The organism is Pinirhizobacter sp. (genome assembly GCF_036499745.1).
Classification (GTDB): Bacteria; Pseudomonadota; Gammaproteobacteria; order Xanthomonadales; family Rhodanobacteraceae; genus Pinirhizobacter.
This window is the reverse complement of record NZ_DASYDG010000019.1, coordinates 1-23,770: the sequence shown is the minus strand read 5'-3', so window position 1 is coordinate 23,770 and position 23,770 is coordinate 1. Positions and strand designations below refer to the sequence as shown.

General features: G+C 64.5%; 27 protein-coding genes and 1 other RNA gene. 12 read left to right on the top strand and 16 right to left on the bottom strand.

Translation table 11 applies throughout. The features are described from left to right. Window positions 1–11: 11 nt before the first annotated feature. On the bottom strand, window positions 12–653 hold the full coding sequence (gmk, locus tag VGM61_RS06935; RefSeq protein WP_331522023.1) for a guanylate kinase: 642 nt from the start codon (window positions 651–653) through the stop codon (window positions 12–14). Continuing rightward, entirely contained in the window at window positions 650–1,516 is an 867-nt protein-coding gene (locus tag VGM61_RS06930; RefSeq protein ID WP_331522022.1) for a YicC/YloC family endoribonuclease, read from the bottom strand. The genes gmk and VGM61_RS06930 overlap by 4 nt, the downstream gene beginning before the upstream one ends. Window positions 1,517–1,587: 71 nt before the next feature. Here VGM61_RS06930 and rph point away from each other — a divergent pair, with 71 nt between their 5' ends. From rph to VGM61_RS06905, 5 genes are all read left to right on the top strand, one after another. Then, on the top strand, window positions 1,588–2,319 hold the full coding sequence (gene rph, locus VGM61_RS06925) for a ribonuclease PH (RefSeq protein WP_331522021.1): 732 nt from the start codon (window positions 1,588–1,590) through the stop codon (window positions 2,317–2,319). A 2-nt stretch (window positions 2,320–2,321) separates the two neighbouring features. Then, window positions 2,322–2,924 carry an RdgB/HAM1 family non-canonical purine NTP pyrophosphatase gene (gene rdgB / locus VGM61_RS06920; protein ID WP_331522020.1) on the top strand — a complete coding sequence of 201 codons (603 nt, stop codon included), beginning with the start codon at window positions 2,322–2,324 and terminating at the stop codon, window positions 2,922–2,924. Continuing rightward, on the top strand, window positions 2,924–4,078 hold the full coding sequence (gene hemW / locus VGM61_RS06915) for a radical SAM family heme chaperone HemW (RefSeq protein ID WP_331522019.1): 1,155 nt from the start codon (window positions 2,924–2,926) through the stop codon (window positions 4,076–4,078). The genes rdgB and hemW overlap by 1 nt, the downstream gene beginning before the upstream one ends. Before the next feature lie 94 nt (window positions 4,079–4,172). Further along, window positions 4,173–6,365 carry a DUF1631 family protein gene (locus VGM61_RS06910; RefSeq protein ID WP_331522018.1) on the top strand — a complete coding sequence of 731 codons (2,193 nt, stop codon included), beginning with the start codon at window positions 4,173–4,175 and terminating at the stop codon, window positions 6,363–6,365. A gap of 1 nt (window position 6,366) precedes the next feature. Further along, a complete protein-coding gene (locus VGM61_RS06905) occupies window positions 6,367–6,714 on the top strand; it encodes a PilZ domain-containing protein (protein WP_331522017.1) in 348 nt (115 codons plus the stop codon). Here VGM61_RS06905 and pepQ read toward each other — a convergent pair. The 4 genes from pepQ to VGM61_RS06885 form a co-directional block, all read right to left on the bottom strand. Next, complete coding sequence (pepQ, locus tag VGM61_RS06900; RefSeq protein WP_331522016.1) at window positions 6,711–8,036, bottom strand: Xaa-Pro dipeptidase; 1,326 nt, start codon at window positions 8,034–8,036, stop codon at window positions 6,711–6,713. The genes VGM61_RS06905 and pepQ overlap by 4 nt on opposite strands. A gap of 78 nt (window positions 8,037–8,114) precedes the next feature. Further along, a complete protein-coding gene (locus tag VGM61_RS06895; RefSeq protein WP_331522015.1) occupies window positions 8,115–8,774 on the bottom strand; it encodes a hypothetical protein in 660 nt (219 codons plus the stop codon). After that, window positions 8,771–10,084, bottom strand: coding sequence for an aminopeptidase P N-terminal domain-containing protein (locus VGM61_RS06890; RefSeq protein ID WP_331522014.1), 1,314 nt, complete (start codon window positions 10,082–10,084; stop codon window positions 8,771–8,773). Before VGM61_RS06890 ends, VGM61_RS06895 begins: the two co-directional genes overlap by 4 nt. Then, window positions 10,081–10,641: a UPF0149 family protein gene (locus VGM61_RS06885; RefSeq protein WP_331522013.1), complete on the bottom strand. Its 561-nt coding sequence runs from the start codon at window positions 10,639–10,641 to the stop codon at window positions 10,081–10,083. The genes VGM61_RS06890 and VGM61_RS06885 overlap by 4 nt, the downstream gene beginning before the upstream one ends. Before the next feature lie 76 nt (window positions 10,642–10,717). Between VGM61_RS06885 and VGM61_RS06880 the strand changes: the two genes are divergently transcribed. The 6 genes from VGM61_RS06880 (at window position 10,718) to rpiA (ending at window position 13,185) form a co-directional block, all read left to right on the top strand. Continuing rightward, window positions 10,718–10,942: a TIGR02449 family protein gene (locus VGM61_RS06880; RefSeq protein ID WP_250624847.1), complete on the top strand. Its 225-nt coding sequence runs from the start codon at window positions 10,718–10,720 to the stop codon at window positions 10,940–10,942. Window positions 10,943–10,956: 14 nt separating this feature from the next. After that, window positions 10,957–11,259, top strand: a complete 303-nt coding sequence (locus tag VGM61_RS06875; RefSeq protein ID WP_331522012.1) for a cell division protein ZapA — start codon at window positions 10,957–10,959, stop codon at window positions 11,257–11,259. A gap of 6 nt (window positions 11,260–11,265) precedes the next feature. After that, window positions 11,266–11,452: non-coding RNA, 6S RNA (gene ssrS / locus VGM61_RS06870), on the top strand. Window positions 11,453–11,486: 34 nt separating this feature from the next. Then, the gene (locus VGM61_RS06865) at window positions 11,487–12,089 is read left to right on the top strand and encodes a 5-formyltetrahydrofolate cyclo-ligase (RefSeq protein ID WP_331522011.1); all 603 of its coding nucleotides are present in this window, start codon (window positions 11,487–11,489) and stop codon (window positions 12,087–12,089) included. Then, window positions 12,086–12,538, top strand: a complete 453-nt coding sequence (locus VGM61_RS06860) for an EVE domain-containing protein (protein WP_331522010.1) — start codon at window positions 12,086–12,088, stop codon at window positions 12,536–12,538. The genes VGM61_RS06865 and VGM61_RS06860 overlap by 4 nt, the downstream gene beginning before the upstream one ends. 5 nt (window positions 12,539–12,543) lie before the next feature. Continuing rightward, entirely contained in the window at window positions 12,544–13,185 is a 642-nt protein-coding gene (rpiA, locus tag VGM61_RS06855; protein WP_331522008.1) for a ribose-5-phosphate isomerase RpiA, read from the top strand. Between the two features lie 28 nt (window positions 13,186–13,213). Here the strand turns inward: rpiA and VGM61_RS06850 are convergent, their stop codons facing one another. From VGM61_RS06850 to VGM61_RS06820, 7 genes are all read right to left on the bottom strand, one after another. After that, window positions 13,214–15,295, bottom strand: coding sequence for a TonB-dependent siderophore receptor (locus tag VGM61_RS06850; protein WP_331522007.1), 2,082 nt, complete (start codon window positions 15,293–15,295; stop codon window positions 13,214–13,216). 119 nt (window positions 15,296–15,414) lie between these two features. After that, the gene (locus tag VGM61_RS06845) at window positions 15,415–16,956 is read right to left on the bottom strand and encodes a hypothetical protein (RefSeq protein WP_331522005.1); all 1,542 of its coding nucleotides are present in this window, start codon (window positions 16,954–16,956) and stop codon (window positions 15,415–15,417) included. Next, window positions 16,953–17,453: a nuclear transport factor 2 family protein gene (locus VGM61_RS06840; protein ID WP_331522004.1), complete on the bottom strand. Its 501-nt coding sequence runs from the start codon at window positions 17,451–17,453 to the stop codon at window positions 16,953–16,955. The genes VGM61_RS06845 and VGM61_RS06840 overlap by 4 nt, the downstream gene beginning before the upstream one ends. A gap of 153 nt (window positions 17,454–17,606) precedes the next feature. After that, window positions 17,607–18,341 carry a hypothetical protein gene (locus VGM61_RS06835; RefSeq protein WP_331522003.1) on the bottom strand — a complete coding sequence of 245 codons (735 nt, stop codon included), beginning with the start codon at window positions 18,339–18,341 and terminating at the stop codon, window positions 17,607–17,609. An 89-nt stretch (window positions 18,342–18,430) separates the two neighbouring features. After that, window positions 18,431–18,679 carry a BrnA antitoxin family protein gene (locus VGM61_RS06830; protein WP_331522002.1) on the bottom strand — a complete coding sequence of 83 codons (249 nt, stop codon included), beginning with the start codon at window positions 18,677–18,679 and terminating at the stop codon, window positions 18,431–18,433. Continuing rightward, the gene (locus tag VGM61_RS06825; protein ID WP_331522001.1) at window positions 18,672–18,941 is read right to left on the bottom strand and encodes a BrnT family toxin; all 270 of its coding nucleotides are present in this window, start codon (window positions 18,939–18,941) and stop codon (window positions 18,672–18,674) included. The genes VGM61_RS06830 and VGM61_RS06825 overlap by 8 nt, the downstream gene beginning before the upstream one ends. A 50-nt stretch (window positions 18,942–18,991) precedes the next feature. Then, complete coding sequence (locus VGM61_RS06820; protein ID WP_331522000.1) at window positions 18,992–19,930, bottom strand: LysR family transcriptional regulator; 939 nt, start codon at window positions 19,928–19,930, stop codon at window positions 18,992–18,994. Window positions 19,931–20,046: 116 nt separating this feature from the next. Between VGM61_RS06820 and VGM61_RS06815 the strand changes: the two genes are divergently transcribed. Further along, complete coding sequence (locus VGM61_RS06815) at window positions 20,047–20,796, top strand: 3-oxoacyl-ACP reductase family protein (protein ID WP_331521999.1); 750 nt, start codon at window positions 20,047–20,049, stop codon at window positions 20,794–20,796. Window position 20,797: 1 nt separating this feature from the next. Here the strand turns inward: VGM61_RS06815 and VGM61_RS06810 are convergent, their stop codons facing one another. The 3 genes from VGM61_RS06810 to VGM61_RS06800 form a co-directional block, all read right to left on the bottom strand. Beyond that, entirely contained in the window at window positions 20,798–22,039 is a 1,242-nt protein-coding gene (locus VGM61_RS06810) for an ABC transporter permease (RefSeq protein ID WP_331521998.1), read from the bottom strand. A gap of 8 nt (window positions 22,040–22,047) precedes the next feature. Beyond that, window positions 22,048–23,361, bottom strand: coding sequence for an ABC transporter permease (locus VGM61_RS06805; protein ID WP_331521997.1), 1,314 nt, complete (start codon window positions 23,359–23,361; stop codon window positions 22,048–22,050). A gap of 185 nt (window positions 23,362–23,546) precedes the next feature. Further along, a partial coding sequence (locus tag VGM61_RS06800) for a hypothetical protein (protein ID WP_331521996.1) occupies window positions 23,547–23,770 on the bottom strand: 224 nt, incomplete at its 5' end.

Genomic DNA, 23,770 nt, shown 5'->3' with positions numbered 1-23,770 from the left:
ATTTGGAACGCTCAGACCGCCAATAATTCCGCGATCAGGCTTTCGTGGCGCTTGCGCGCGATACCGCTGCGCTGGCGCACCGCCCGCACGATGGCTGCCAGGTCGCCCAGGGCATCTTCGAAACGATCATTGACGATGATGTAGTCGAATTCGTGGGCGTGGGCAATTTCTTCGCGCGAATTGAACAGGCGGCGCTCGATCACGTCCGGGGCGTCGGAGCCGCGGCCGCGCAGGCGGCGTTCGAGCTCGATCCGGGACGGCGGCAGGATAAACACGCTGACGCAGTCGCCCATGCCCTGTCGCACCTGGCGTGCGCCCTGCCAGTCGATTTCCAGCAGTACGTCGCTACCCTGCCCAAGTTTCTCCTCTACCGTGCGGCGCGAGGTGCCATAGAAATTCCCATGGACCTCGGCGTGCTCGAGGAAGATGCCCTGTTCGATCTCGCGGGCGAAATCCCCACGCTCGACGAAGTAGTAGTGCCGGCCGTATTCCTCGCCCAGCCGCGGCGGCCGCGTGGTGTGCGAAATGGAAAGGGATATCGTGGGTTCACGCTCGAGCAGCGCATTGACCAGCGTGGACTTGCCCGCGCCGGAAGGCGCGGCCACCACGAAGAGCGTGCCGGGTACCGTGGCCGGGGCGCGCGGGTCGCTCATTCGATGTTCTGCACCTGTTCGCGCATCTGCTCGATCAGCACCTTCAACTCCACGGCGGCGTTGGTGGTCCGTGCATCGACGGACTTCGAGCCCAGTGTATTGGCTTCGCGGTTGAATTCCTGCATGAGGAAATCCAGCCGGCGGCCCACCGGTTCGGCAAGCTTCAGCACGCGGCGCGCCTCGGCCACATGGGTGGCCAGGCGGTCGAGTTCTTCGTCGACGTCGATGCGGGTCACCTGCAGTACCAGTTCCTGCTCGAGCCGTCCCGGCTCCATCGGTTGGCGCATATCGGCCAAACGGCCCTCCAGGCGGGCGCGCAGGGCGGCACGGATCTCCGGCACCCACTGGCGGACGTCGGCGACGATGGTGTCGATGGCATCAAGCCGGCTGGCGATGATCTGCCCGAGCTTCTCGCCCTCGCGTTCGCGGGTGGCGGTGAGGCCTTGTAGCGCATCGTCGAGCACCTGCATCAGCGAGGCCTGCATGGCTTCGGGATCGACATCGGCCTGCTGCAGCACGCCGGGGAAGCGAAGCAGCTCGGTGAACTGGATGGTCATGCCGGGAAAGCGGCTGCCCAGGCTACCGGCAAGTTCTTCCAGTTGCGCCAGCAGGGTGTTGTCCAGCTGCAAGCCGTCGCCTGCCAGGCGCGCCTCGCTGCGCAGGCGCACGGTGGCATCGACCTTTCCACGCGATAGCCGCGCGGCGACCCTCTCGCGCAGGATGCCCTCGTGGGCCCGGAGTTCATCGGGCATGCGTGGGGAGATTTCCAGGTAACGGTGGTTCACCGTGCGCAGTTCGCAGGCGAGGTTGCCCGCGGGACTTAACGTCTCGGCCGACGCGTAGGCGGTCATACTGCGAATCATGGGACGTCCTGCGGGCGAGCCTTGGGGGCCGGCAATGGTAAACTTTCCCGCCCGCCAACGCCAAAGTCCCCATGACAGCCTTTTCCCGACCCAGCGGCCGACTCGCTGACCAGCTGCGCACCGTCAGCATCGAACGCCACTACACCCGCCACGCCGAAGGCTCGGTGCTGGTGAGTTTTGGCGACACCCGGGTGCTATGCAACGCCAGCATCGAGGAACGCACCCCGGCCTGGCTTCGCGGCAAGGGTGAAGGCTGGATCACCGCCGAATACGGCATGTTGCCGCGCGCCACCAATGAACGCATGCAGCGCGAAGCCGCCCGCGGCGGCCAGGGCGGCCGCACGATGGAAATCCAACGCCTGATCGGTCGCTCCCTGCGCGCCTGCGTCGACCGCGCGGCCCTGGGCGAGCGGGTGATCACCCTCGATTGCGATGTGATCCAGGCCGATGGCGGTACCCGCACGGCGGCTATCACCGGTGCTTATGTGGCGCTGGTCGATGCCGTGACGGTATTGATGAAGCGTACCGCGCTCAAGCGCAACCCGGTCGTCGGTGCGGTGGCAGCGGTTTCGGTGGGCATCGTCAACGGCGTGCCCGTTCTCGATCTCGACTACGCCGAGGACTCCGCCTGCGACACCGACATGAACGTGGTGATGAACGACGGCGGCGGTTTCATCGAAGTGCAGGGCACGGCCGAAGGCCACGCCTTCCGTCGCGACGAACTCGATGCCCTGCTCGGCCTTGCCGGCAAGGGCATCGCCGAACTCGTCGCCGCTCAGCGCGCTGCGCTGGCGGCGGGCTGACCATGGCCGACGTCGCGCGCGTGGTGCTGGCGTCGTCCAACGCGGGGAAGCTGGCGGAGTTCAACCAGCTGCTGGCGGGCCTGGGCATCGAGTTCATCTCGCAAGCCAGCCTTGGCGTGGACGATGCCGACGAGACCGGCCTCAGCTTCGTCGAGAACGCGCTGATCAAGGCCCGCCACGCCAGCACGGTCACCGGCCTGCCGGCGCTGGCCGACGATTCGGGCATCTGCGTTGACGCGCTCGATGGCGCTCCCGGGTTGTATGCGGCGCGCTACGCCGGCGTGCACGGCGACGCCGCGGCTAATCGTGCAAAGCTCCTGCGCGAACTCGACGGCAAGCCTGCGAACGAACGCAGCGCGTATTTCATCGCCGTGATCGTGCTGCTCCGCCATGCCGACGACCCTGCCCCGATCATCGTCGAAGGCCGCTGGTCCGGACGCATTCTCACCACCGAGCGCGGCAACGGCGGCTTCGGCTACGACCCGTTGTTCCTGCCCGAAGGCTTCGAACAAAGTGCCGCCGAACTTGATCCGGCACTGAAGAACCGCCTTAGCCACCGCGGCCAGGCCGTGACTGCACTGCGGGATCGACTGGCCGCCCGCTGATGTCCACGCTGTCACCGCCCCTGTCGCTCTACGTACATATGCCCTGGTGCGTGAAGAAGTGTCCATATTGCGATTTCAATTCGCATGGCCTGCGCGGCGAGCCGCCTTACGAGGCTTATATCGACGCGCTGCTGGCAGACCTCGATGCAGACCTTCTCGACTTCGGCGAGACGATCGCCGGGCGACGCATTGAAACGGTATTTTTCGGCGGCGGTACGCCCAGCCTGTTTTCAGCCCCCCAGGTAGCGCGCTTCCTTGACGGCGCCCGCGCGCGCATCGATTTTGCCGAAAATGCGGAGGTCACGCTGGAGACCAACCCCGGCACCGTCGAGCACGGTCGCTTCGATGGCTACCTGGCCGCGGGGGTCAACCGGCTCTCCTTCGGCATCCAGAGCTTCGATGACGACAAGCTGCGGCGCCTGGGTCGCATCCACTCAGCCAACGAAGCATCCGATGCAGTGAAGCTGGCGCAGGACGCCGGCGTCGAACGCATCAACCTTGATCTGATGTACGCCCTGCCCGGCCAGGACCTGGCCGGTGCCATCGCCGACATCGACCGGGCCGTCGCCCTGGCGCCGAGTCATGTCTCGCACTACCAGCTCACCCTGGAACCGAATACCGCCTTTGCCGCGAATCCTCCCCCACTGCCCGCCGACGACGACGCCTGGGCGATGCAGGAGGCCTGCGAGGAGCATCTGGCTGCCGCGGGATTTGTCCAGTACGAAATTTCCGCCTACGCCCGGCCTGGCGAGCCGTGCCGGCACAACCTCAATTACTGGCGCTTCGGCGATTACCTTGGGATCGGCGCAGGCGCCCACGGCAAGGTCAGCGGCCAGGATGTCCGCCGCCGCTGGAAGACCCGTCTTCCTGCCGCTTATTTGACGGCTGCCGGAACGCCGGCGCGGATCGGTGGCGACACCGTCGTGGCCGCGGCCGATCTTCCCTTCGAATACATGCTCAATGCGCTGCGCCTGGTGGACGGCGTGGACCTTGCCGGCTTTGCCCAGACCACGGGGCTGCCCTTGCAGGCCATCGCCGCACCCCTGGCCAATGGCATTCGGCGGGGCTGGTTGCGCGATGAGCCCGGGCGCCTGCATACCACCCCCCTGGGCCAGCGCTTCCTCAACGACGTGATCGAAAGCTTCATGACCTGACCCAGCGGGTGCGGGCACAGTGCTTTCGGCCGGTGGCGTCCAGCCAGGGCCTTCCCTACACTAGCCCTCACGAGGCAGGGGAGGCACTCGTAACATGTCGCTCGATTCACCCTCACGAACGCATACGTCTGAGGCGTCTGCCGCCGCCTGGCGCGCGGAGCTGTCGCCGCGTGCACGACAACATGTTGCCCACAGCCTGGCCACTTGCATGGCCTGGCTCGAGGCACCCCTGCAGGCATCGCTCTCGGAATTCGACCAGCGCCTATTCCAGATGGCCGACCGCGCGCGCAACCATGTCGAGCAGCAGGCGTGCTTCGAAAGCCGCCACGCGCTCGAACGAGGGACGGCCGCCTTCCGCGAGCGTTTCGCCAACGGCCTGCGCGAGCGGTTCATCCGCCTGGGTGACGCCGGTGAACAAAAACGCCTGCAACCGGAACGACTCGAACTGAGTCTGGTCGATACCACCGAACAGGAAGAGAACGACGCGCTTGCGGTGCTCTCATCGCGCGCCGAGGCGCGGCATGCCGGCGTGCTGCATGAGCTGGGCTTCCGGTTGGCGGTGCTTGCGGCCAGCGCGCCGCTCGATGGGGACGGCCAGCCAGCCGGCCCGCGTGCACTGGCGCAGGTGTTGCGCGAAGCCGCAGCGCCCATGCCGCTTTCCCTGGCCCATCGCCTGCTGATGTTCCAGTGTTTCGACGCGCGCCTGATGGCCAGCGTGGAATCACTGTACGCCTCGCTCAACGACCACCTGCGCGACAACGGTATCCTGCCGCAGTTGCGCGTGGTGTCGTACGCCCGCACCACCGCGTCCACGCGGGCCGCCGTCAATGCCCGCGCCGAAGCACCCGTGCGTGAACCGGCCGTGGTGCCTACACCTGCCAATGAAGCGGCGCGCAGCGAAAGCATCACGGTGCTGGAAAGCCTGCGTGACCTTCTTTCCCGGCGCACCCGGGAGCCGGCCGTGGCCCACGGCGCAGCACGCCTGGCCAGCGCCGACGAACTGCAGATCGCCCTGACCGCGCTGCAGGGACACCTTTCTGAAGTGGCCGACCACGCCTCGCGCGAAATCCGCAGCGCCCAGCGGCTGCGCGACGAACTGGTGGCCCAACTGTCGATCAACCGCCCGCCAGGCTCGCCACCGGTATCGCTGAGCCCCGAACACAGCGACACGGTGGAACTCACCGCCATGCTGTTCGAGACCCTGGCGCAGGAGCTCACCAAGCAGGGTGCCGCCCGTTCGCTGCTCGGTGGCCTTCAGTGGCCAGTACTGCGCACGGCCGTGACCGACAAAAGCTTCTTCGAACAGCGCGACCATCCAGCACGCAAGCTGGTCAACACGGTGGCCGAGGCCGCCAACGACTGGCTCGATCACGCCGATGCCGATCCAGCGCTCGCCGAGAAGCTCGAGCGCGTGGTGGGTGAAGTGGCCGTGGCCTCCACGATCGATCCACGTTGGGTCAGCGATATCGAAAACCACGTCGCCACCCTCAGCCGCAAGGCGCAGGTGGCCGAGCGCCGCCTGGCCGAGGCGATGGAAGGCCGCGAACGCCTGGCGACAGCGCGCAAGCGCGCCGCTGAGCTGATGGCCGCGCGCATGAACGAGCGCTCGCCCCGCGGCGTGCTGCGCATCCTGCTTGAGCGCACATGGTCCGACGTGCTGGCGTTGAACCTCTTGCGCAACGACGAGAAAAGCCCTGCTTTCCAGGCAAGCCTGGACATCACCGACCAGTTGCTGGGCCGCACGCCCGTCACCAACGTGGCGCACTTGCAGGCCGAAGTGGAAACGCGCCTGCAGCATGTAGGCATGCACGCCGACGAGGCCGCCGAAGTGGCTCGCCGCCTGCTTCGCCAGCAACAGGAAGACGACACCGCTCCCACCAATACCGACATGGCCATGCGCCTGAGGCAGCGTCCGCGCTTCGGCGAGGACGTGCTGGCCGCCAGCGAACCTGCCCCGCCGCCCGATGATGAAAACCGCCTCACCCCGCGCATCCGCGCCGAGCTTGAAGTGCTGCGCCATCGCGAGGCCGGTTCCTGGTACGAATTCATGCAGGCTGACGGTACGCTGGCCCGCCGCAAGCTTGCATGGTTCAGTGCGTCGTCCGGCCGTTGCCTGCTGGTAAATGCCAATGGCATCCGCGCCGAGGACCTCACCCTGCCACAGCTGGCCACCGCTTTGATCGAAGGCAGCGCGCGTGAATACGTGCCGCCGCCGTCATCCCTGCTCGACCGCGCATGGCATGCCATCGCCGGTAGCCTGCGCCTGTCCGCCGCGAGGGCCAGCTGACATGGGCACGATCGAACAGCGTGGCGCCCCACGCCGCCGAACCCGCCTTCCGATCCCGGTCATCGACACCATGACCGACCAGATCCTGGGCCAGCTGGGCAATCTGTCGGCCACCGGCATGATGCTGATCGGCAGCCGCGCGCCCAACAGCGCGGCGGTGTACCAGGTGTCCGTGGCGCTACCCGGTGCCGACGGCGCGATGGTGCTGGTGGGCATCCAGGAGCAATGGAACGAACCGGCAACGACACTCGGCCAGACATGGTCGGGCTACCGCATCGTGGCCATCAACGACCGCGACGCGGCGCAGCTTGACCGCTGGCTGGAGCACGCCGCGACCAGCGAGTATTAGGCCGCCACCTGGCCGAAGGCATCGCGGGTGAGGTTTTCAGGCTCGGCCGCCGTGCAAACCACGTCGTCCTCGATGCGGATGCCGCCGTACTTGCGGAAGGCATCCACGCGCGCCCAGTCGATATCCTTTGCCTCGGGTTTTTCTTTCAGTTCCGCCAGCAGCATGTCGATGAAGTAGAGGCCCGGCTCGATGGTCACCACCATGCCCGGCGCCAGGGTGCGCGTCAGGCGCAGGTAGGGATGGCCATCGGGGCGCTTGATGAAACCGCCTGTCTCGCCTTCCTGGAACCCAGCCACTTCATGCACCTGCATGCCGATGCCATGGCCCAGGCCATGCGGGAAGAACACCGCCGACACACCCGAAGCCACGGCGCTTTCGGCGCTCATGCGGATGAAGCCATGTTCGCGCAGCACGTCAGCCAATACGTGGTGCGCGTGGACGTGAAGCCTGGCGTAGTCCAGGCCCGCTTTCACCTGTGAACAAAACGACTGCTGCGCCGTCTCGACCGAATCGATCAGGGCCTGGAATTCAGACGCCTGGGGCGAGGCATAGGTGCGCGTGATGTCACTGGCATAGCCCGACGCGCTAGCGCCGGCATCGATCAGAAACGAAAGGCTGGGCTTGGGCGCCTCGCGGTCGAAGTTGGTGTAGTGCAGCACCGAGCCATGCTGGTTCAGGCCCACGATGGACGCATAGGGCAACTCAGCGTCGATCTGGCCGACGGCGGCGAGGTAATCCATGTGGATGCCGAATTCGCTCTTGCCGGCGCGGAAGGCAGCTTCCGCGGCACGGTGGCCGCGCGCGCCACGCTCGCTGGCGATGCGCATCAGCGCCAGTTCGTAGGGTGTCTTGAAGGCGCGGTGGAAGTGCAGGTAATCCATGACCGAGGCCGTGGCGCTGGGGGCAAAGCCGTCCAGGCGCACGTTGTCGTCGGCGATGATCGCGCAGCGCGCGGCAGAGGGCAGGTGCGTGGCGGCCTCGGCCGGCTCGCGGATCACCACGATATCGAAGTGCTCCACCCAATAGCCCGACGGCGCCTCAGGCACCACGTGCCAGTAATCGCGCGGCTGAAGGAAAACCAGCTTCGGCTTCTTGCCCGGGGTATAGACGATCCAGCTGCCCGGCGCGTCTGTGAGCGGCAACCAGTGTTTGAAATGCGGGCTCACCACAAAGGGGTAGTAGTTGTCGTCGAGGAAACGGACGATCGGCCGCCCGGCGGCCACCACCAGGTGGTCGAAACCGCCCAGCGCCAACGCCTTGTCGGTGCGTTCGCGCACCGTGGCCAGATGCTGGGGATAGAGGGCGGCTAGGGCGCTGGACATCTTTGGGCTCCGATCCTGATGGGGGCAAACACCCATGGTGCGCCTTGCCGCCCGGCGAGCCAAGTATGGGCGTGAGGGCTAACCGCGCCCGAACACCGCCGCGAAGCGGCCCTGCGCGTCGCCCAGGGCCGTGCGCAGCAGGCGCGCCGGGGTATCGGGCGCCGGATCGATGAGTTCGCGCAGGTGCGCGCCCCAGAGCGTCACGGCCAATTCGCCGCAGGCAAAGCCATGCCCAGCCGAGCGCCAGTGCGGCAGCGGCGTCCAGCCACCGCAGGCCGGGCACACCAGGGGCGCCATCTCCGAGCCTTCGGTCCAGACGCTCAGCGCCTCCTCGACAGATGCGCCCTCCTCGCCGCCCATCGCCACCAGGTGCCCGCATTCGGGGCAGGCCAGATCCACTTCATCGGCAGCGAACAGGCCCATCTCACTGCCACCTTCGACAAGATGCGCGCCGTCATGCACATCGGCGAGCCAGCGATGGGCGCGCACGTGGATGCCGATGGCGACGATGCGCCGGTCGAGCGGAAGCGACGCATGATCGCCGCGCACGGCGAACAGAGCCGCCCTTAGCAGGCTCGAACCGCCATCCTGGCTCCACAAGCCCGGGGCACGGTCAATGGCCGCCAGTGAAACCAGCCGTCGGTGCAGGGCCGTGGCAGTCGCCACCGCCCCGATGGCGGGGAGGCGATAGTCAACCAGCGCTGTCCAGGGCATGAGCATCGGCGAAAGGACCGTCACGACGCGCGACTCCCCAGCAGGTATTCCAGTTCCTCGATGCCTTTGGGCACGTCGCTGGTGAGCACCTGGGGACCATCGCGGCCCACCGCCACGTCGTCCTCGATGCGAATGCCGATCCCGCGCCATCGCTCAGGCACGGAACGCTCATCCGGATCGATGTACACGCCTGGCTCCACCGTCACCACCATCCCCGGTTCCAGCAGCCTTGGTTCGCCATCCACGCGATAGTCGCCGACATCGTGCACGTCCAGCCCCAGCCAGTGCCCGGTCTTGCTGGGGAAGAACTTCCTGTAGGCACCCGAGGCGATGGCTTTCGCCGGGCTGCCCTTGAGCAGGCCCAGGGCGCACAGGCCTTCGGTGATCACTTCGACCGCGGCGTCGTGTGCGGCGCTGAATACCTGGCCCGGGCGCACTTCGTCGATGGCAACGGCTTGCGCGTTCAACACGATGTCATAGAGCGCCCGTTGCTCGGGCGAAAATTTCCCGCCCACCGGATACGTGCGGGTGATGTCCGAGGCGTAGCAGTCCACTTCCGCACCGGCGTCCACCAGCAGCAGGTCGCCATCGCGCAGGCGCGCACGGTTGGCCTGGTAGTGCATGACGCAGGCATTCGCCCCACCGGCGACGGTGGGAGGAAACGCCGGTACCGCCCCGCTGCCGCGCATCACGCGCAACAGCTCGCCTTCCACCTCGTATTCCGCAACGCCCGGCCGCGCCACCTGCATCGCGGCCAGGTGGGCCTTTGCGGCAATGGTGGCTGATTGTTTCATCAGCGCCAGTTCCGCCTTCGACTTGTATAACCGCAGGTCGTGTAACAAATGGCCCAGGGCCACGAATTCCTTGGGTACCACGCCGCCGCCCCGCGCCGAGCGCAGGCGGCGCATCCAGCTGAGCAGGCGCGCATCGAATTCAGGTTCGGCGCCAAAATGACAGTACAGCCGCGCCCTGCCCTCGATCATGCCCGGCAGGATGTCGTCGATATCCTCGATCGGAAAGGCGTCGTCCAGTTTCAGCTGTTCGGCGGCGCGCTCGGTGCCAAGCCGCTCGCCGTCCCAGCGCTCGCGCTCAGCGTCGCGCTCGCGGCAGAACAGCAGCGCCTCGCCGTGGCTGCGGCCGGGCAGCAGGGCCAGGATGCTGTCCGGCTCGCCAAAACCCGATAAATAATGGAAATCCGAATGCTGGCGATAGGGCCAGGGTGCATCGGCGTTGCGCATGCGCTCGGGTGCTGCGGCGACGATGATGGCAGCGTCCTCGCCGGCCATCCGCATCAGCTGGCGTCGGCGGCGCGCGTACTCGGTTGCCGCGATCAATGCAGGGTATCGCCAGCCGGTGGTTCGCCGGCCGCCAGTTCCGCATGCAACAGCAACACGCCCACGCGGACAAATTCCTCCAGCTCCGTATAGGAAGCTTCGTCTTCCTCTTCGTCGCCGCGATCAAGGTCGGACGAGGCGATCACACCCAGGTCGCGCAACACTTCGCGCGCTTCCTCGGAAAGATCGCCATGGCCACGGGAACCGGCCAGCCCCAGGCCGCCCAGGAAGCCCCGGCACCATTCCACCAGGGCGTCGGCGCGATCACCCACGGGTGTGTCGTCGTCGGGCAGCAATAACTGGAAGGCAAACTCTGGATCGGACAGGGCTTCTGCACTTTCCTGGCGCAACCGCGACAGCACGGAGAGGTCCGGGCCCGTGGGAGACTTCCCTTCCTCCAGGTGCAATGCCTGCAATACGCCCTGTCCACCGAAGTGGCCGCCACCACTGAGGAAACCGCACAGCGAGCCATGCAACTCGCTGGCCTCGGTGCCCAGTTCCAGGCGTACGACGAGCTGGTCGAGGTCGTCGAAGGTGACACTCTGGCCGGTGCCCATGGTTCGCCTCCTGCAAAGAGCCTAAGTCTAACGCAGCTCTTGCTGTCATCCGGTGGCGGTTTGCTATAGTCCGCCCATGCCGACACCCTCTGATGTTTCCGCCGAAATCGACGCCCTGGGGCACAGCCTGGACCAGCTCGCCGAGACGGTCCGGCGGCTGACCGAGGAAAACCGCAGCCTGCGCCACAGCCAGGAACAACTGGCCAGTGAGCGCGCAGGCCTGGTAGCGCGCAATGAACAGGCGCGCCAGCGGGTCGAGGCGATGATCCAGCGTCTCAAGGCGCTGGAAAGCACCCCTTAAGGACCTATCCCGCCATGTCCACCGCCGAACCGGTCGCCCTGCGACTGCTGGACCGCGAGTTCCACATCGCCTGCGCCCCGGAAGAGCGCGCCGGCCTGGTGGCCGCGGCGCAGTACCTCGACGGCAAGATGCGGGAACTAAAGGCAAATACGCGCGCGCCCGGCTTCGACCGGGTGGCTGTATTGGCGGCGGTCTCGATCGCCCACGAGCTCCTGGGACTGAAGGTGGAGCACGCGGCTCAGGAACTGGCGCTGACCGAAGGTTTGGGCAATTTGCGCAAGAAGCTTGAAGGTGTGCTCGACGGCCACATAAAATAGGCACGGCGTTTTCTGCGGTGTTCGATAGCGCATCCTTACATTTGCCTTGTTCCTATAAACGGCCCCGGGTCGGCCAGTTCACGGATTGTGTGCATGTCCGCCGCGTGCGGAAAGCCTTAGAGCCGTGATGGTCCTCCCACCTGATCCTCGTGGATCAAGGTCGTTCGGTGTGCAACGGCATCGCGGTTAACGCCACTTATTCTCCTTTGACTGGGCCTGTCAGTCTTATGCCAACAAGTCCCAGCCAGCGACGCGAACTGCGTGGCGACCTCGCCCAGCGACGTCGCGAGCTCGGGCCCGCCGAACGCATCGGCGCGGCCCAGGGCCTGCGCCATAGCCTTGAGTCGCTTCCTGAATTCCTCACCGATGCGAAAGTGGCCGGCTACTGGGCCACCGGCGGCGAGCTGCCACTGAACCTCGCCATCGCCGGCTTCGCCGAGCGCGGCCAGCATTTCTACCTGCCGGTGATCGACAGCAACCGGCGCCTTTGCTTCGTGCCATGGCGTACCGGCGATGAAGTGGCTCCGAACCGACTCGGTATCCCCGAGCCCGTCAAACAGGACCACATCACCGCGCCCAACCAGATGGACCTCGTGCTGGTGCCGCTGCTCGGGTTCGACCGGAAGGGCAACCGCCTTGGCTTCGGCGGTGGCTACTACGACCGCAGCTTCGACTTCTTGAATGGCGCCGAGCGGCCCGCGCAGCCGCTGCTGGTGGGCGTGGGTTATTCCTTCCAGGAAGTGAAGTCGATCGAAACGGCCCACTGGGACATCCCGCTCGACTACATCGCTACGGAAAAAGAGCTCATCGACTGCACGGGCGGGAAATGAACTACTGGCTGATGAAGTCCGAGCCGGACACGTTTTCGATCGACGACCTCAAGCGCAAGGGCAAGGAGGCCTGGGATGGCGTCCGCAACTACCAGGCGCGCAACTACATGCGCGATGGCATGCGGGTGGGCGACAAGGTGTTCTTCTACCATTCCAACTGTGCCGTGCCCGGCATCGTCGGCATCGCCGCGGTCGCCACCGCCGCCTACCCCGATCCTTCCCAGTTCGACCCGAAGAGCGATTACTTCGATGCCGGCGCGAAACGCGAGGATCCACGCTGGATGCTGGTGGACGTTAAATTCGTCCGCAAGCTCAAGCGCAACATCTCGCTGGACGAACTCAAGGGCATCGAGGAACTCACCGACATGGCGCTCGTGCGCAAGGGTAACCGGCTTTCGGTGATGCCGGTTTCCAAGCCGCATTGGGACTACATCCTTACCCTGGAGTGATGGCCATGAGCCAGAACGAAAAGCGCCTCGCCGGCGAAGCCGCCCTTCGCTATGTCGAGCGGGGCGCCGTGATTGGCGTCGGTACCGGCTCCACGGTGGCCTTCTTCATCGACGCACTGGCTTCGATGAAGAACGACATCAAAGGCGCTGTATCCAGTTCCGAGCAGTCCACCCGGCAACTGAAGTCGCACGGCATCGACGTGCTCGACCTCAACGCCGTGGGGCCTCTGGACGTCTACATCGACGGAGCCGACGAGTGCGATCCGCACAAGCGGCTGATCAAGGGCGGTGGCGCGGCACTCACCCGTGAAAAGATCATCGCCTCGGCATCGAAGACCTTCGTCTGCATCATGGATTCGTCCAAACAGGTGGACATACTCGGCGCATTCCCATTGCCGGTGGAAGTGATCCCCATGGCTCGCAGCCACGTGGCCCGGGAGATTTCCGCCATGGGCGGCAACCCGGTGTGGCGTGATGGCGTGGTTACCGATAACGGCAACTGGATCCTCGACGTCCACGGCTGGCGCATCGTCGATCCCGTCGGCATGGAAAACAAGCTCAACCAGATCGTCGGCGTGGTCACCTGCGGCCTGTTCGCCTCGCGGCCGGCCGATGTCGTACTGGTCGGCGACAGGGTGCTCGGCTAGCTGGCACCCGGGCCTTCCCTGCTGCCGCTTACCAGCGGTAGCGCACCGACGCGGTCACCGTGCGCGGATAGCCGTAGTAGCACCAGATCGCACTGTTGCAGGCTGTGATGTAGTTGCGGTCGGTGAGGTTCGATCCCGCCAGCTGCACGCGCCACTGGTTGAAGTCGTAATGCACGTTGGCGTCGAACAGGGCATAACCGCCGGTCGGGAAGTCGTTGTTGGCATCACCGTAGTGGCGTCCGATGTAGCGCACGCCGCCGCCAAAGCCCAGCCCGGCCAATGCACCTTCGCGAAGGGAATAATCCGCCGACACCGAACCCTGCCGGTTGGGCACCAGCGCCACGCGCTTGCCGAGGGTGGCATCGGTGGCCTCGGTGACGCGGGCATCCGTCCGGGCCCAGGCCGCGGTCATGCTGAGGTCTTCGGTGATCGCGACATTCGCTTCGAGCTCCGCGCCACGCGTGCGAGTACGGCCTTGCTGGATCGAGAACAGGATGTGGTCCGGATCCACCGTCAGCGCGTTCTTCTGCGTCAGCTGGTATACCGCCGCCGTAAGCAGCGTGCGGCCATCGGGCGAGGCGTACTTCACGCCACCCTCGTACTGGTCGCCGGTGATCGGCTTGAAGGACTGCCCGGCGAAGGTCGTGCCCACCGTGGTCTTGAAGGAATGGGAATAAGCGACGTACGGCACCACGCCAGAATCGAAATGGTAGTTCACGCCCAAGCGACCGGAGAACGCGTTGTCCGTCTGCTTGCGATGGGTGCCGGCGATGATGTCGTCCACATCGTTGGTGACCCAGTCGTTGCGGCCGCTGGCGACGATGCCGAACTTGCCCCAGTTGACCTGGTCCTGCGCGTAGGCACCGGTCTGTCGCAGGACGGATTCGGTACGCGAGGTGTAGGGGATGCGCTCTATCGGCGCGCCATACACCGGATTGTAGATATCAATCGTCGGTGCGCTACCGAAGGCCGAACGGCTGTCGTCGCTATTACGCAGATAATCCACGCCCATGAGCAAGGTGTGCTCGACGCTGCCGGTGGTGAACTTCGCCTGGGCCTGGTTATCCACCGCGAACAGGTGCGTGCGGTCGTATACGGGGAAATTGTAGCGGTTGAGCGTGCGGAGGTCCTCCTGCAGGCCAAGGCTGCCGATGGACCGGTGGTCCACCATCGCATCTTCCACGCGCAGGTCCTGCCTAACCGACCACGTGTCGTTGAATTTATGACTGAAGTCCCAGCCGATCGACTTGTCGGTCTTGTGGTAGAAATCGTAACCTGGCTCGCCGGGATTCACGTCGCGGGGAATACGTCCGTTGGGATTGGGAAGCAACGTGCCCTGCTCGGGCAGGAAACCACCCACGCCATTGGAAAGCGCGCGCTGGTAGCGGGCCAGCAAGGTGAATGACGTATCGTCGTCGGGCTTCCAGGTGAGGCTTGGCGCGAAGTAGTAGCGGTCGTCCTGTGAATGCTTCAACGGCGAATCGCCCTGGCGCGCCAGCGCCACCAAGCGATAAAGCCAGTGGCCGTCGTTATCGATCTGCCCGCCGACATCGCCGGCAAGTTGTTTCTCGCCGAAGCTGCCCACCGTGGCTTCCACTTCGCGCGGCGCCTCCAGGCTTGGACGCTTGCTGGTCATGCTGATCATGCCGCCCGGCGGCAACTGGCCGTACACCGCGGACGATGGCCCCTTGTTCACCTCCACGCGCTCAAGGCCATACGGCTCGATGCGCGAATCAGACGTCCAGGACCCGGTGGGCAGCGCCAGACCGTCGAGGAAGCGCGCCGGATCGTAGCCGCGGACGAGGATCCAGTCGCTGCGCGGATCCATGCCGTAGCTGCCTCCGACCACGCCGGCCAGGTAACGCACCGACTCATCCAGCCCCTGCACGCCGTAGGCCTGCATGCGATCAGGCGTTATCACCGACACCGATTGCGGGATCTTCACCACCGGCGTTTCGGTCTTGGTGGTGGAATAAACCACGTTCACCGCCTCCATGGTCTTTGCATCGACCGGGGCGCTGGATGTGGTGTCCTGGGCGGCAGCGGCCTGCGCTGCCAGGGCGAGGGCAACGGCAGCGAACAACGCCGGCCGGGAAAGGGGCTTGGACACGGGGTTTCCATCCGGATAAGTCGGCCGCGCGGGGTGCTGCGGCCGGATTATCACGAATGATAACGGTTCTTATTACAGTCTGGAAGAGCAATGACAGCCAGAACTCGCTCCGATCGCCCTTAGCGCGACGACTGGAGCGTCGATTCCAGGGTGGTCCAGGGGGTCGGGCTCATATGCATGCCGATCATGGACAAGCCATGCGTGTCGATGCCCGCTGCCTGGACGGAGTGCGTCAGCTCCAGCAGGGACTCAGGATAGAGCAACGAGCCGCCCGGTCCCAACGGCTGGACCATTTCACCGGTATGCAGCAAGTGTGCACCCGGGATCGACGACATCAACATGGGCTGCTCGCCATCGGGCACGGGCATCACGGTGATGGCGTTGACGCCCTTGCCCAGGGTCACGGGACCTGACACCGGGCGGATGTCCGGCGTTCGCGGCGCACGTGCGAGTGCATCCGGAAGCAGGCTATGCGGCGCCGCGGCCAGCGCGCGGATGACCGCCACATTACGATCACGGACATAGATGGGAATGCCCCGTGCCACGTATTCGCGCACACCGGCAATATGCCAGTAGAACGCCGTGGACGTGATCAGCGCCTTGACCTTCATTCCAGGAAAGCGGCGCGCCGCCTCGTCCAGCACGCGGCGCGAATAGCCGGCGGAAATCGGTGCATCGATGATCACCAGGCCATCGTCCTGACGCACGATGGTGCTGTACCACGAGCCCGGAATCTGCACTACGCCAGGGGCGATCTCCCTGATCGGCCGCTTCGGATCCGGCGCCATGCCAATCGCCTCGCCCAGTGCCAGGTCGTCCACGTTGTGCGCGGACATCGGCGGCGGTGTGGATTTCATCGCGAATGCCTTGTCATCCACCGCGTTGTCGAAATGTACTTCATCGATCACGGCGGCGCGCAGGTGTACGCCGTTGCGGAATGTGTCCGACTGCCCCGGGTAGCGCACGCCCTCGCCCAGCGCGTAGTTCATCAGTTCCACGCGGTCGGTGATATCGCCCCAGGCATTCCAGGCCAGGTCGCCGCTGGTGGCACGGTGCCAGCTACGCGTGGTTTCGATGGCGGAAGGCAGGTTCGTATGCGCGTCAAGGTAGATCCGCACGGGACTCTTTTCCTGGTGGAAGGAGACGACATGCTGGGCGATGCCATGAAGTGGTGAATCGCTTTCCTGTTTCAGGTCACCGGCTTGCTCGGCAAGCAACAGCGCTGCGATGGGCTCGTCCGTCTGCCACGCCATGGGGGCTTCCATGTGCCAGGAACGGGCGGCCTTGTCAGCCACGACCATTTCACCCACTTCGCCATCTTTCCCTTCAAGGGTGCGCATGACGTACGGCGGCGGCCCGGCACTGGCCGCGAGCTGGGCCTCATCGCTCATGCGCCGTTGTCCATGCAGGTCATCGACGATGGTCTGGCGCCTTGCGCCGGAGAATACGTAAGGCGCGTCGGCGTGGTCGAACTCGACGATGTCAAAGTTCACGCTGGTCGTCGTGCGCTTAAGTTGCGCCACAGTGTGCAGGTCACGCCCCTGCCCCATGGCAGAAAGCGCCTTGGCTACGAGCGCGTGGGCATCTTCCGCACGACCAGGCGCCGGGACGCCCATGGCGATCAGCGCACACGCTCCGGCTGCCGCCCATGCCAGCCTCATGCCTTGCCCACCTTGCCATGCTGCGAATACGCCGCGTGCCAGGCACCACCCTCATACACGAAGATATCCGACGACTTCACGCCGTTGTCAGGCCCAAGGCTGAGGTCGTAGAACGACACCACCGCGATCGTGCCGTGGACCACCACCGAGGTTCCCGAGGGGTGTTCCTTCAGGTACGCATCGAGTTTCGCCTTGCCGTCCGTCGAACCCTTGTTCTTCGCCGCACCGGCGACGATGCGTTCCTTCGAATGCGCCACGCCGTCGGTGCCGACAGAGCGATAGCCGGGCATCAGCATCGACTCGAGCCATTCGGTCTGGCCGGTTACCTCAGCCAGGCTCCAGTGGTCTTCCGTGGCGCGGACGCCGGCTTCGCTCTGTTCGTGCTCGTTGGCACCGGGCGGTGCAAGATCCCATGCGTGGGCGGGGAAGGCGGCCACAGGCGCCAGGGCGATTATCGTTCGAAGAATGAACGTGGGCTTTGTACTGAAGACCGACATGTGCATTCACTCCATCGTGGCTTGGCCAGGGTGGAGGGACGTTAGGGCGATAGACAACCGGCCGCATCGACGATGGGACGAGCGGGTCCGCCGAAGGGTCGGGCGGAGAAAACCGCCCGTCCAGCGGACGAGCGGCCTGGTGTGCGCCGGGGCCTATCTCGCGCTGGACGTCGGCATCTGGCTGATGACCTTGCCCTTGTCATCAAGCATCTGCAGCGACGGCGTACCGTCCGGAGCCACCTGCATGCGGATCCGCGGCCTTCCTTCGGTATCGTTCAGGCCAAGCATGACCGACTCGTCCGGCAGACGGCTGATGACCATCCTCGGCTTCACCTTGTAGTGGTTGCGGGCCATGAACTCTGCCTTGCGTTTGCTTTGCTCATCCGCCGGCAGCTGGCTGATGGAATTGGTGAAGTCGACCACTTTCGACATCGGCATGTCGGGATTGTCGGCAAAGACCAGCCTGGCGTACCGCTTGCCCCCCTTCTGGCCGTACTCGGCAACGAATGCCTGGTCCTGTTCGTACTCATCGAAACTCAGGTGCCCTGAGGATTCACCCTGGCCATCCTTGCCCACTTTCCCGTCGAACATAAGGCCGCCGTTCTCCGTGCCCTCGTCGTTGTAGAAGAGGATGCCGGCGCTCGATCGCGTGGGATGGGGGTGCTCCTTGGACTTGATGATGAGGCCCGGCTCCGTCGCCTTGTTCGAGATCACCATGCGCAAGGTACCATCGGGCTCCACCACGTTGATGCGCTGCACGGTGAGCTCGTCGAGCGTTGTTTTCTTCGTGGTCGTGCCGACGAAGCCGGAAAGCACCGTTACTGCGAAGACCGCGGTAAGCACGCCTGAATAGACCACGAGGAATCGCTGTCCAAAACTTGACTTCATGCCCTGCCCTCCGATGGTTGTTTCAATCATTGAAACCGCTCGCCCACGCCCGGGGCATGAGCTGGAAGTCACGTGCGATCGTCAGCACATCATGCAGCGTGCAGCTCTTCACGAATGACCTGACGTAGCGCTTCCAGGGTAAAGGGCTGATCGCCATGCGCAAGGTAGTCGCGCAATGCACGATTGATCTCTGTCTGGTAGCCGGTTCCACTAGCGCCGGCACGCTTGCGAAATTCCTCGATGACGTGTGCATCCAGCATGATCGTGATTCGTGTCTTTCCATGCGACTGGATCACCGCACCGCGCTTGGCTTTACTGAAATCGTACTCATTACGCATGGTAGGTCCTTGATTCTCCGCGACTGGCCTTGCGGGCCGAAATAATGCGGGACCGTTTCCCGCGGGATGTATGCACGACCACGAGCAAACGGCATCGCGAGTCCATCCCAAGCGTGACGCAACGAACTTCTTCGACTGCGTCCGGATCCTCGATCGTGAGGGCATAAGGATCACGCAATACCTGTTCTGCATCGGCGAATTCGACGCCATGGCGCAACTTGTTCAGGCGATCCTTCGCCCGGTCGAACTCCACATCGTCCATACTTGCAGTATGCATACTTTATATGCATACTGCAAGTATGGCGCTATTTCTCAGATAACTTTCGGGTGCATCGCTGAGAAGCGAGCCGCGAGGTCCTGGCGCTTGAATGTTTCCACGACGTGGTCGATGAATACGCGCGTTTTCTGCGGCAGCATTTTTTGCGCGGAGTAGTAGATGGACAGGTTGCCGCCGTCCACCCACCAGTCGGGAAGTACGCGTTGCAATGCGCCGCGCTCGATCCACGGAAGTGCCGACTGCACGGCGAGCAGTGCGATGCCCATGCCCATCGCCGCGGCCTGGCAGGTCGCATCTGGATCGTCGAAGACGATGCGCGGGCCTAGTTCGATCGACACCTGGGCGCCCTTGCGATGGGTCAGCAACCAGTCGCGGATGCGCCCTGTCTGCGGCGAGCGGATCAGGATGCCATCCCGACCGGCGAGATCGGCAGGTGTCTGAGGTGCCTGCATGGAAGCCAGATAAGCAGGCGACGCCACCAGGATACGGTGCGCCGGCGCCAGGGCGCGTGCGACGACACCGGGGCGAAGGTCAAAACCACCGCCGAGCGCCACGTCGAAACCGTCGGCAATCAGGTCGCCTGCCCGGTTGTCGAAGTGCCAGTCCGGCCGCACCCCAGGATAGGCACGAAGGAAATCGCCAAGCATCGGCACGATGTAGTCACGACCGAAGGCATTGGGCAGGCTGATGCGCAATACGCCCGCCGGGCCGGCTGTACGCGCCCGCGCATTGGCCAGCGCACCCTGCAAGTGTTCCAGGCCGCCTTCCACTTCCTGGCGGAAAGCTTCGCCAGCTTCGGTCAGGGACAACCGGCGCGTGCTGCGCTGGAACAGACGCACACCCAGTTCTGCCTCAAGCCGCGCGACATTCTTCCCGACGGCGGCAGGTGTAAGGCCTAAACGCCGTGCCGCATGAGCGAAGCTCCCGGACTCCGCACTGCGCAGAAAGCAAACAATACCGTTGAGGGTATCCATGGGCTTCGATTCTAAACCGATAGGATCGAATAAAAATACCCAAATGGCTCTACTGGTTGGGAAAGCTACGCCGTACATTGTTGGTTGACCCAAACCCCTTCCAGCGGAGATCCATCATGGACAACCTCAATTCCATCCAGGGCAAGAGCGCCCTGGTCCTCGGCGGTTCGCGCGGCATCGGTGCCGCCATTGCCCGGCGCCTCGCGGCCGGCGGCGCATCGGTGGCCGTCACCTACGTACAGGGCGCCGCCCCCGCCCAGGCACTGGTCGAAGAGATCAACAAGGCCGGCGGCAAGGCCATCGCCATCCAGGCCGACAGCGCCAGCGACAGTGCGATCGAAGCGGCGGTGGAGAAGACCAAGGCGACCTTCGGCAACTTCGACATCCTCGTCAACAGCGCCGGCGTGCTGGCCATCGCTCCCATCGAGGAATTCACTACCGAGGAGATCGACCGCACCATCGCCATCAACGTGCGCTCAGCCGTGATCGCCAGCCGCGCAGCGGCGAGGGCGATGGGCACGGGAGGCCGTATCATCCACATCGGTAGTACCAACGCCAATCGCATGCCCTTCGCCGGTGGCGCGGTATATGCGATGAGCAAGTCGGCGCTGCAGGGCTTGACCCAGGGCCTGGCACGCGACTTGGGCCCGCGCGGCATCACCGTGAACACGGTGCAACCAGGCCCGGTGGACACCGACATGAACCCAGCCGACGGCCCGATGGCCGCCAACCTGGTGCCGATGCTTGCCTCGGGCAGGTATGGCCGCCCGGACGAGATCGCCAGCTTCGTGGCGTACCTTGCCGGCCCGGAGGCCGCTTACATCACTGGAGCCAACCTGATGATCGATGGCGGCTTCGCAGCCTAGGTCAGCCCGGGCGGGTCGCCTCCACCGGCGAAACGCGCGTAGCGCGCATCGCCGGGTTAAGCGTGGCCGCCTGCCCGAGTGCCAGTAGCAGCACAATGCCGACACCCATGTATGCCAGCGGCACGTGACTGACCTCGAAGTTCACCGCCATCCAGATATTGAGCATGCCGCATAGCGCGATACCGATCGCCACGCCGGCCAGCGTGATGAGGAAATTCTCGGTAAGGAAATACAGCAGGATGTCGCGCCGGGTGGCACCGAGCGCGCGACGTACGCCGATCTGCGCGCGACGCTGGCCTACCCAGAAACTGGTGAGGCCTACGATGCCTGCTCCGGTGATCAGCAACAGAGCCACGCTTACCACGCCCATGATGACCGCCATGCCGCGATCGGTCCGGTAGGCATCCTGCCGCACCTGGTCGAAAGTGCGCACGCCGGTGTGCGGTGGAAAGACGCGTTCGCGATGTGCCTTGACCAGGGCCGCGGGCGCCTCCCTCACTATGCGGTCGAGCATGCCGGGTCGGGTGCGGATGAGATAGTCGCTGTAGCGATTGGTCAACCGGGCAGGAACGATGGCGACGTCCTGCGCCCACGTGTCGGCAAATGACGAAGACCATGGCACCTGCAAGTGATCGATGATGCCGATGATGGTGGTGGGTGGCGCATTCTTGCCCGTGTTCAGATACACCGTCTTGCCCAGCGCCGACACGTCTGGAAACAGGCGGTCGGCCATGGCTTTGGTGATGATCGCTACCGGCGGCATCACCAGGCTATTGAAATCACTGCCATCGACGATTTCCTCGGGCCGGAAGTTGCGCCCCGCCACCAGATGCACGCCTAGCGTGGCCAGGGCGTGGTCGTCGCTGGCATACATGCCAGCCACGAACAACCAGTGGTCCTTGGTGTTATCCAGGCGAACACCGGTGGACCAGCCGCCGCCGCGCAACGGAAACGAATTCATGACGGCGGCGTCTTCCACCCCGGGAAGGGAGCGCAGGGTTTCAAGGTCGGTGCGGATCAAGGGTGCGAGCACGTTGCCATCGGTGCTTCCCACCCAACTGTTCATCACGGTGAGCAGGTTCTCTTCCACGATGCCCGTGGGGCGCGCCATGCGCTCCATGTTGGACCGTATGATCGACAATGCGTTGCAGACGATGGCGAGGGTAAGTGCGATCTGAAGCACGATCAGAATCGTGCCGGCTTTGTGCCGCCGCAGTGCGCTGATAATGGGCTGGATATCCATGACTGCTCCTAGTTCGACTTCAGCTGCCAGGCTGGCTGCACCTGCGCGGCACGCCACGTCGGATACAACGAGGCCAGCAAGGCCGCGACCACTGAAACGGCAAGCGTCAGGCCCATCAGGGAGGGATCCAGATAGGCAAGCCGGGCAATCTGGGCACTGAAGACCATGCCGATGCCATGCATGCCGATGGCCGTCAGCAACAAGCCAAGCACACCGCCGGTAAGGCCCACGGTTGCCGCCTCGATCAGGAATTGCGCGTAGATTTCCCGTCGCGACGCGCCCAGGGCCCGACGCACGCCGATCTCCCGCGCACGGCGCATGAACTTGGCCAGCAAGAGCCCGATGGTGTTGACCAGGCATACGCCGAGGAAACTCACCGACACCACCAGTGACACCTTGGCACCTTGCGGCACCACCTTCCGGTAATCGAGCCAGTCGGGGACATCGTGCAGGCGCACGTTGGGCGCCCAGCGGAAGCGTCCGGCACGCTGCTGCTCGGCAGCGTAGCCGCGCAGGCGATCACGATAGGTGGCCACTGCTTTGGATGTGGGCAATTCCGCCCAGAAGGTGATCCAGACGCACTCCGAACGGAGCCAGGGTTCCCAGCCCACACCGGGGTCCTTCACGCAGTTGGTGTCGCCAGAGGTGACGAAACGTTCATCGATGGCATGAGTGAACGGGATGAACACTTCGACCGGCTCGGTGAAGCCCTTGGTATTGACGACGTCGAAGAACAGGGGCTGCGGATCCCAGGTATCGATCACGCCGACCACCCGATAGAGATGGCCTTCCAGGTTGACTTCCCGTCCAACGCTGTTTTCACCGTGGAACAGCCGGTCGTTCAAGTCCCGGCTGATGACGACGACAGCCGCGCGGCCTTCATCATCATTTGCCGTCCATGCGCTTCCATAGAGGAAGGGGATGTCGAACATGGCAAAGGCGTCGGCGTAAACGGCATACGAATTGACACCTTCAGGCTGGCGATTGGCCTCGTCGGGAATCACGGAGATGCCCAACGGATAAAGCGCCGTCTGCCTGGGTGCCCAATGCGCACGTTGCAGGGCCATGGCATCGATGTAACTGAGCTGCTCGGGAGGCTCACCTGGAGGGCTCTCGTTGTTGTTCGGCCCCCAGTTGTCCACCTGAGCCACGAACAGTTGCGACGACTTCCACGGTATGGGATTACGCGCGGTAGCGCGGTACACCGCATAGGTCACCATGGACGACGCCACGCCAAAGCCGATGGTCAGCACCATCAAAGCCGTAAGCACCCGGTGACGCGACAAACTGCGTAAACCGAGTTTGAAGTAATACGCGAACAAGGGCCTTCCTCCGTTCCACTGACATCTATGCCTTGGAACGAAGTAAGCAACAGCCACGCCAATTAAGAAACCGCAAACACTTCAAACATTTGCAACGACAGTCGGAAGCTTGCCACTGTCCGCGGACAAACGACGGACAGTGAGGACAAGCTCCTTGACAGACTGGGCCGTCAATAGACCGGGGATTACTCGATCAATGCTCGCAGGGCTGCCTCGTCCATAGTGGCAGGCGCCAGGATCACCGAAGCCTCGGTGGCGACACTGGACATGTTCCAGTACTTCGCGTGCAGTGCAGCCTTGAGCAAAGGAGGAACCTTCTCAAAGCCATGCCGCTCATAGAATGCAACCGCCCAGTCGGCACCGCGCCAAGCGGCGATCAGGATCGGCTTGGTGGCTATCGAACGACTCG

Coding starts and splice junctions, on each gene's coding strand:
- gmk (WP_331522023.1), bottom strand. CDS start 653: ATGAGCGACCCGCGCGCCCCGGCCACGGTACCCGGCACGCTCTTCGTG.
- VGM61_RS06930 (WP_331522022.1), bottom strand. CDS start 1,516: ATGATTCGCAGTATGACCGCCTACGCGTCGGCCGAGACGTTAAGTCCC.
- rph (WP_331522021.1), top strand. CDS start 1,588: ATGACAGCCTTTTCCCGACCCAGCGGCCGACTCGCTGACCAGCTGCGC.
- rdgB (WP_331522020.1), top strand. CDS start 2,322: ATGGCCGACGTCGCGCGCGTGGTGCTGGCGTCGTCCAACGCGGGGAAG.
- hemW (WP_331522019.1), top strand. CDS start 2,924: ATGTCCACGCTGTCACCGCCCCTGTCGCTCTACGTACATATGCCCTGG.
- VGM61_RS06910 (WP_331522018.1), top strand. CDS start 4,173: ATGTCGCTCGATTCACCCTCACGAACGCATACGTCTGAGGCGTCTGCC.
- VGM61_RS06905 (WP_331522017.1), top strand. CDS start 6,367: ATGGGCACGATCGAACAGCGTGGCGCCCCACGCCGCCGAACCCGCCTT.
- pepQ (WP_331522016.1), bottom strand. CDS start 8,036: ATGTCCAGCGCCCTAGCCGCCCTCTATCCCCAGCATCTGGCCACGGTG.
- VGM61_RS06885 (WP_331522013.1), bottom strand. CDS start 10,641: ATGGGCACCGGCCAGAGTGTCACCTTCGACGACCTCGACCAGCTCGTC.
- VGM61_RS06880 (WP_250624847.1), top strand. CDS start 10,718: ATGCCGACACCCTCTGATGTTTCCGCCGAAATCGACGCCCTGGGGCAC.
- VGM61_RS06875 (WP_331522012.1), top strand. CDS start 10,957: ATGTCCACCGCCGAACCGGTCGCCCTGCGACTGCTGGACCGCGAGTTC.
- VGM61_RS06865 (WP_331522011.1), top strand. CDS start 11,487: ATGCCAACAAGTCCCAGCCAGCGACGCGAACTGCGTGGCGACCTCGCC.
- VGM61_RS06860 (WP_331522010.1), top strand. CDS start 12,086: ATGAACTACTGGCTGATGAAGTCCGAGCCGGACACGTTTTCGATCGAC.
- rpiA (WP_331522008.1), top strand. CDS start 12,544: ATGAGCCAGAACGAAAAGCGCCTCGCCGGCGAAGCCGCCCTTCGCTAT.
- VGM61_RS06845 (WP_331522005.1), bottom strand. CDS start 16,956: ATGAGGCTGGCATGGGCGGCAGCCGGAGCGTGTGCGCTGATCGCCATG.
- VGM61_RS06840 (WP_331522004.1), bottom strand. CDS start 17,453: ATGTCGGTCTTCAGTACAAAGCCCACGTTCATTCTTCGAACGATAATC.
- VGM61_RS06835 (WP_331522003.1), bottom strand. CDS start 18,341: ATGAAGTCAAGTTTTGGACAGCGATTCCTCGTGGTCTATTCAGGCGTG.
- VGM61_RS06830 (WP_331522002.1), bottom strand. CDS start 18,679: ATGCGTAATGAGTACGATTTCAGTAAAGCCAAGCGCGGTGCGGTGATC.
- VGM61_RS06825 (WP_331522001.1), bottom strand. CDS start 18,941: ATGGACGATGTGGAGTTCGACCGGGCGAAGGATCGCCTGAACAAGTTG.
- VGM61_RS06820 (WP_331522000.1), bottom strand. CDS start 19,930: ATGGATACCCTCAACGGTATTGTTTGCTTTCTGCGCAGTGCGGAGTCC.
- VGM61_RS06815 (WP_331521999.1), top strand. CDS start 20,047: ATGGACAACCTCAATTCCATCCAGGGCAAGAGCGCCCTGGTCCTCGGC.
- VGM61_RS06810 (WP_331521998.1), bottom strand. CDS start 22,039: ATGGATATCCAGCCCATTATCAGCGCACTGCGGCGGCACAAAGCCGGC.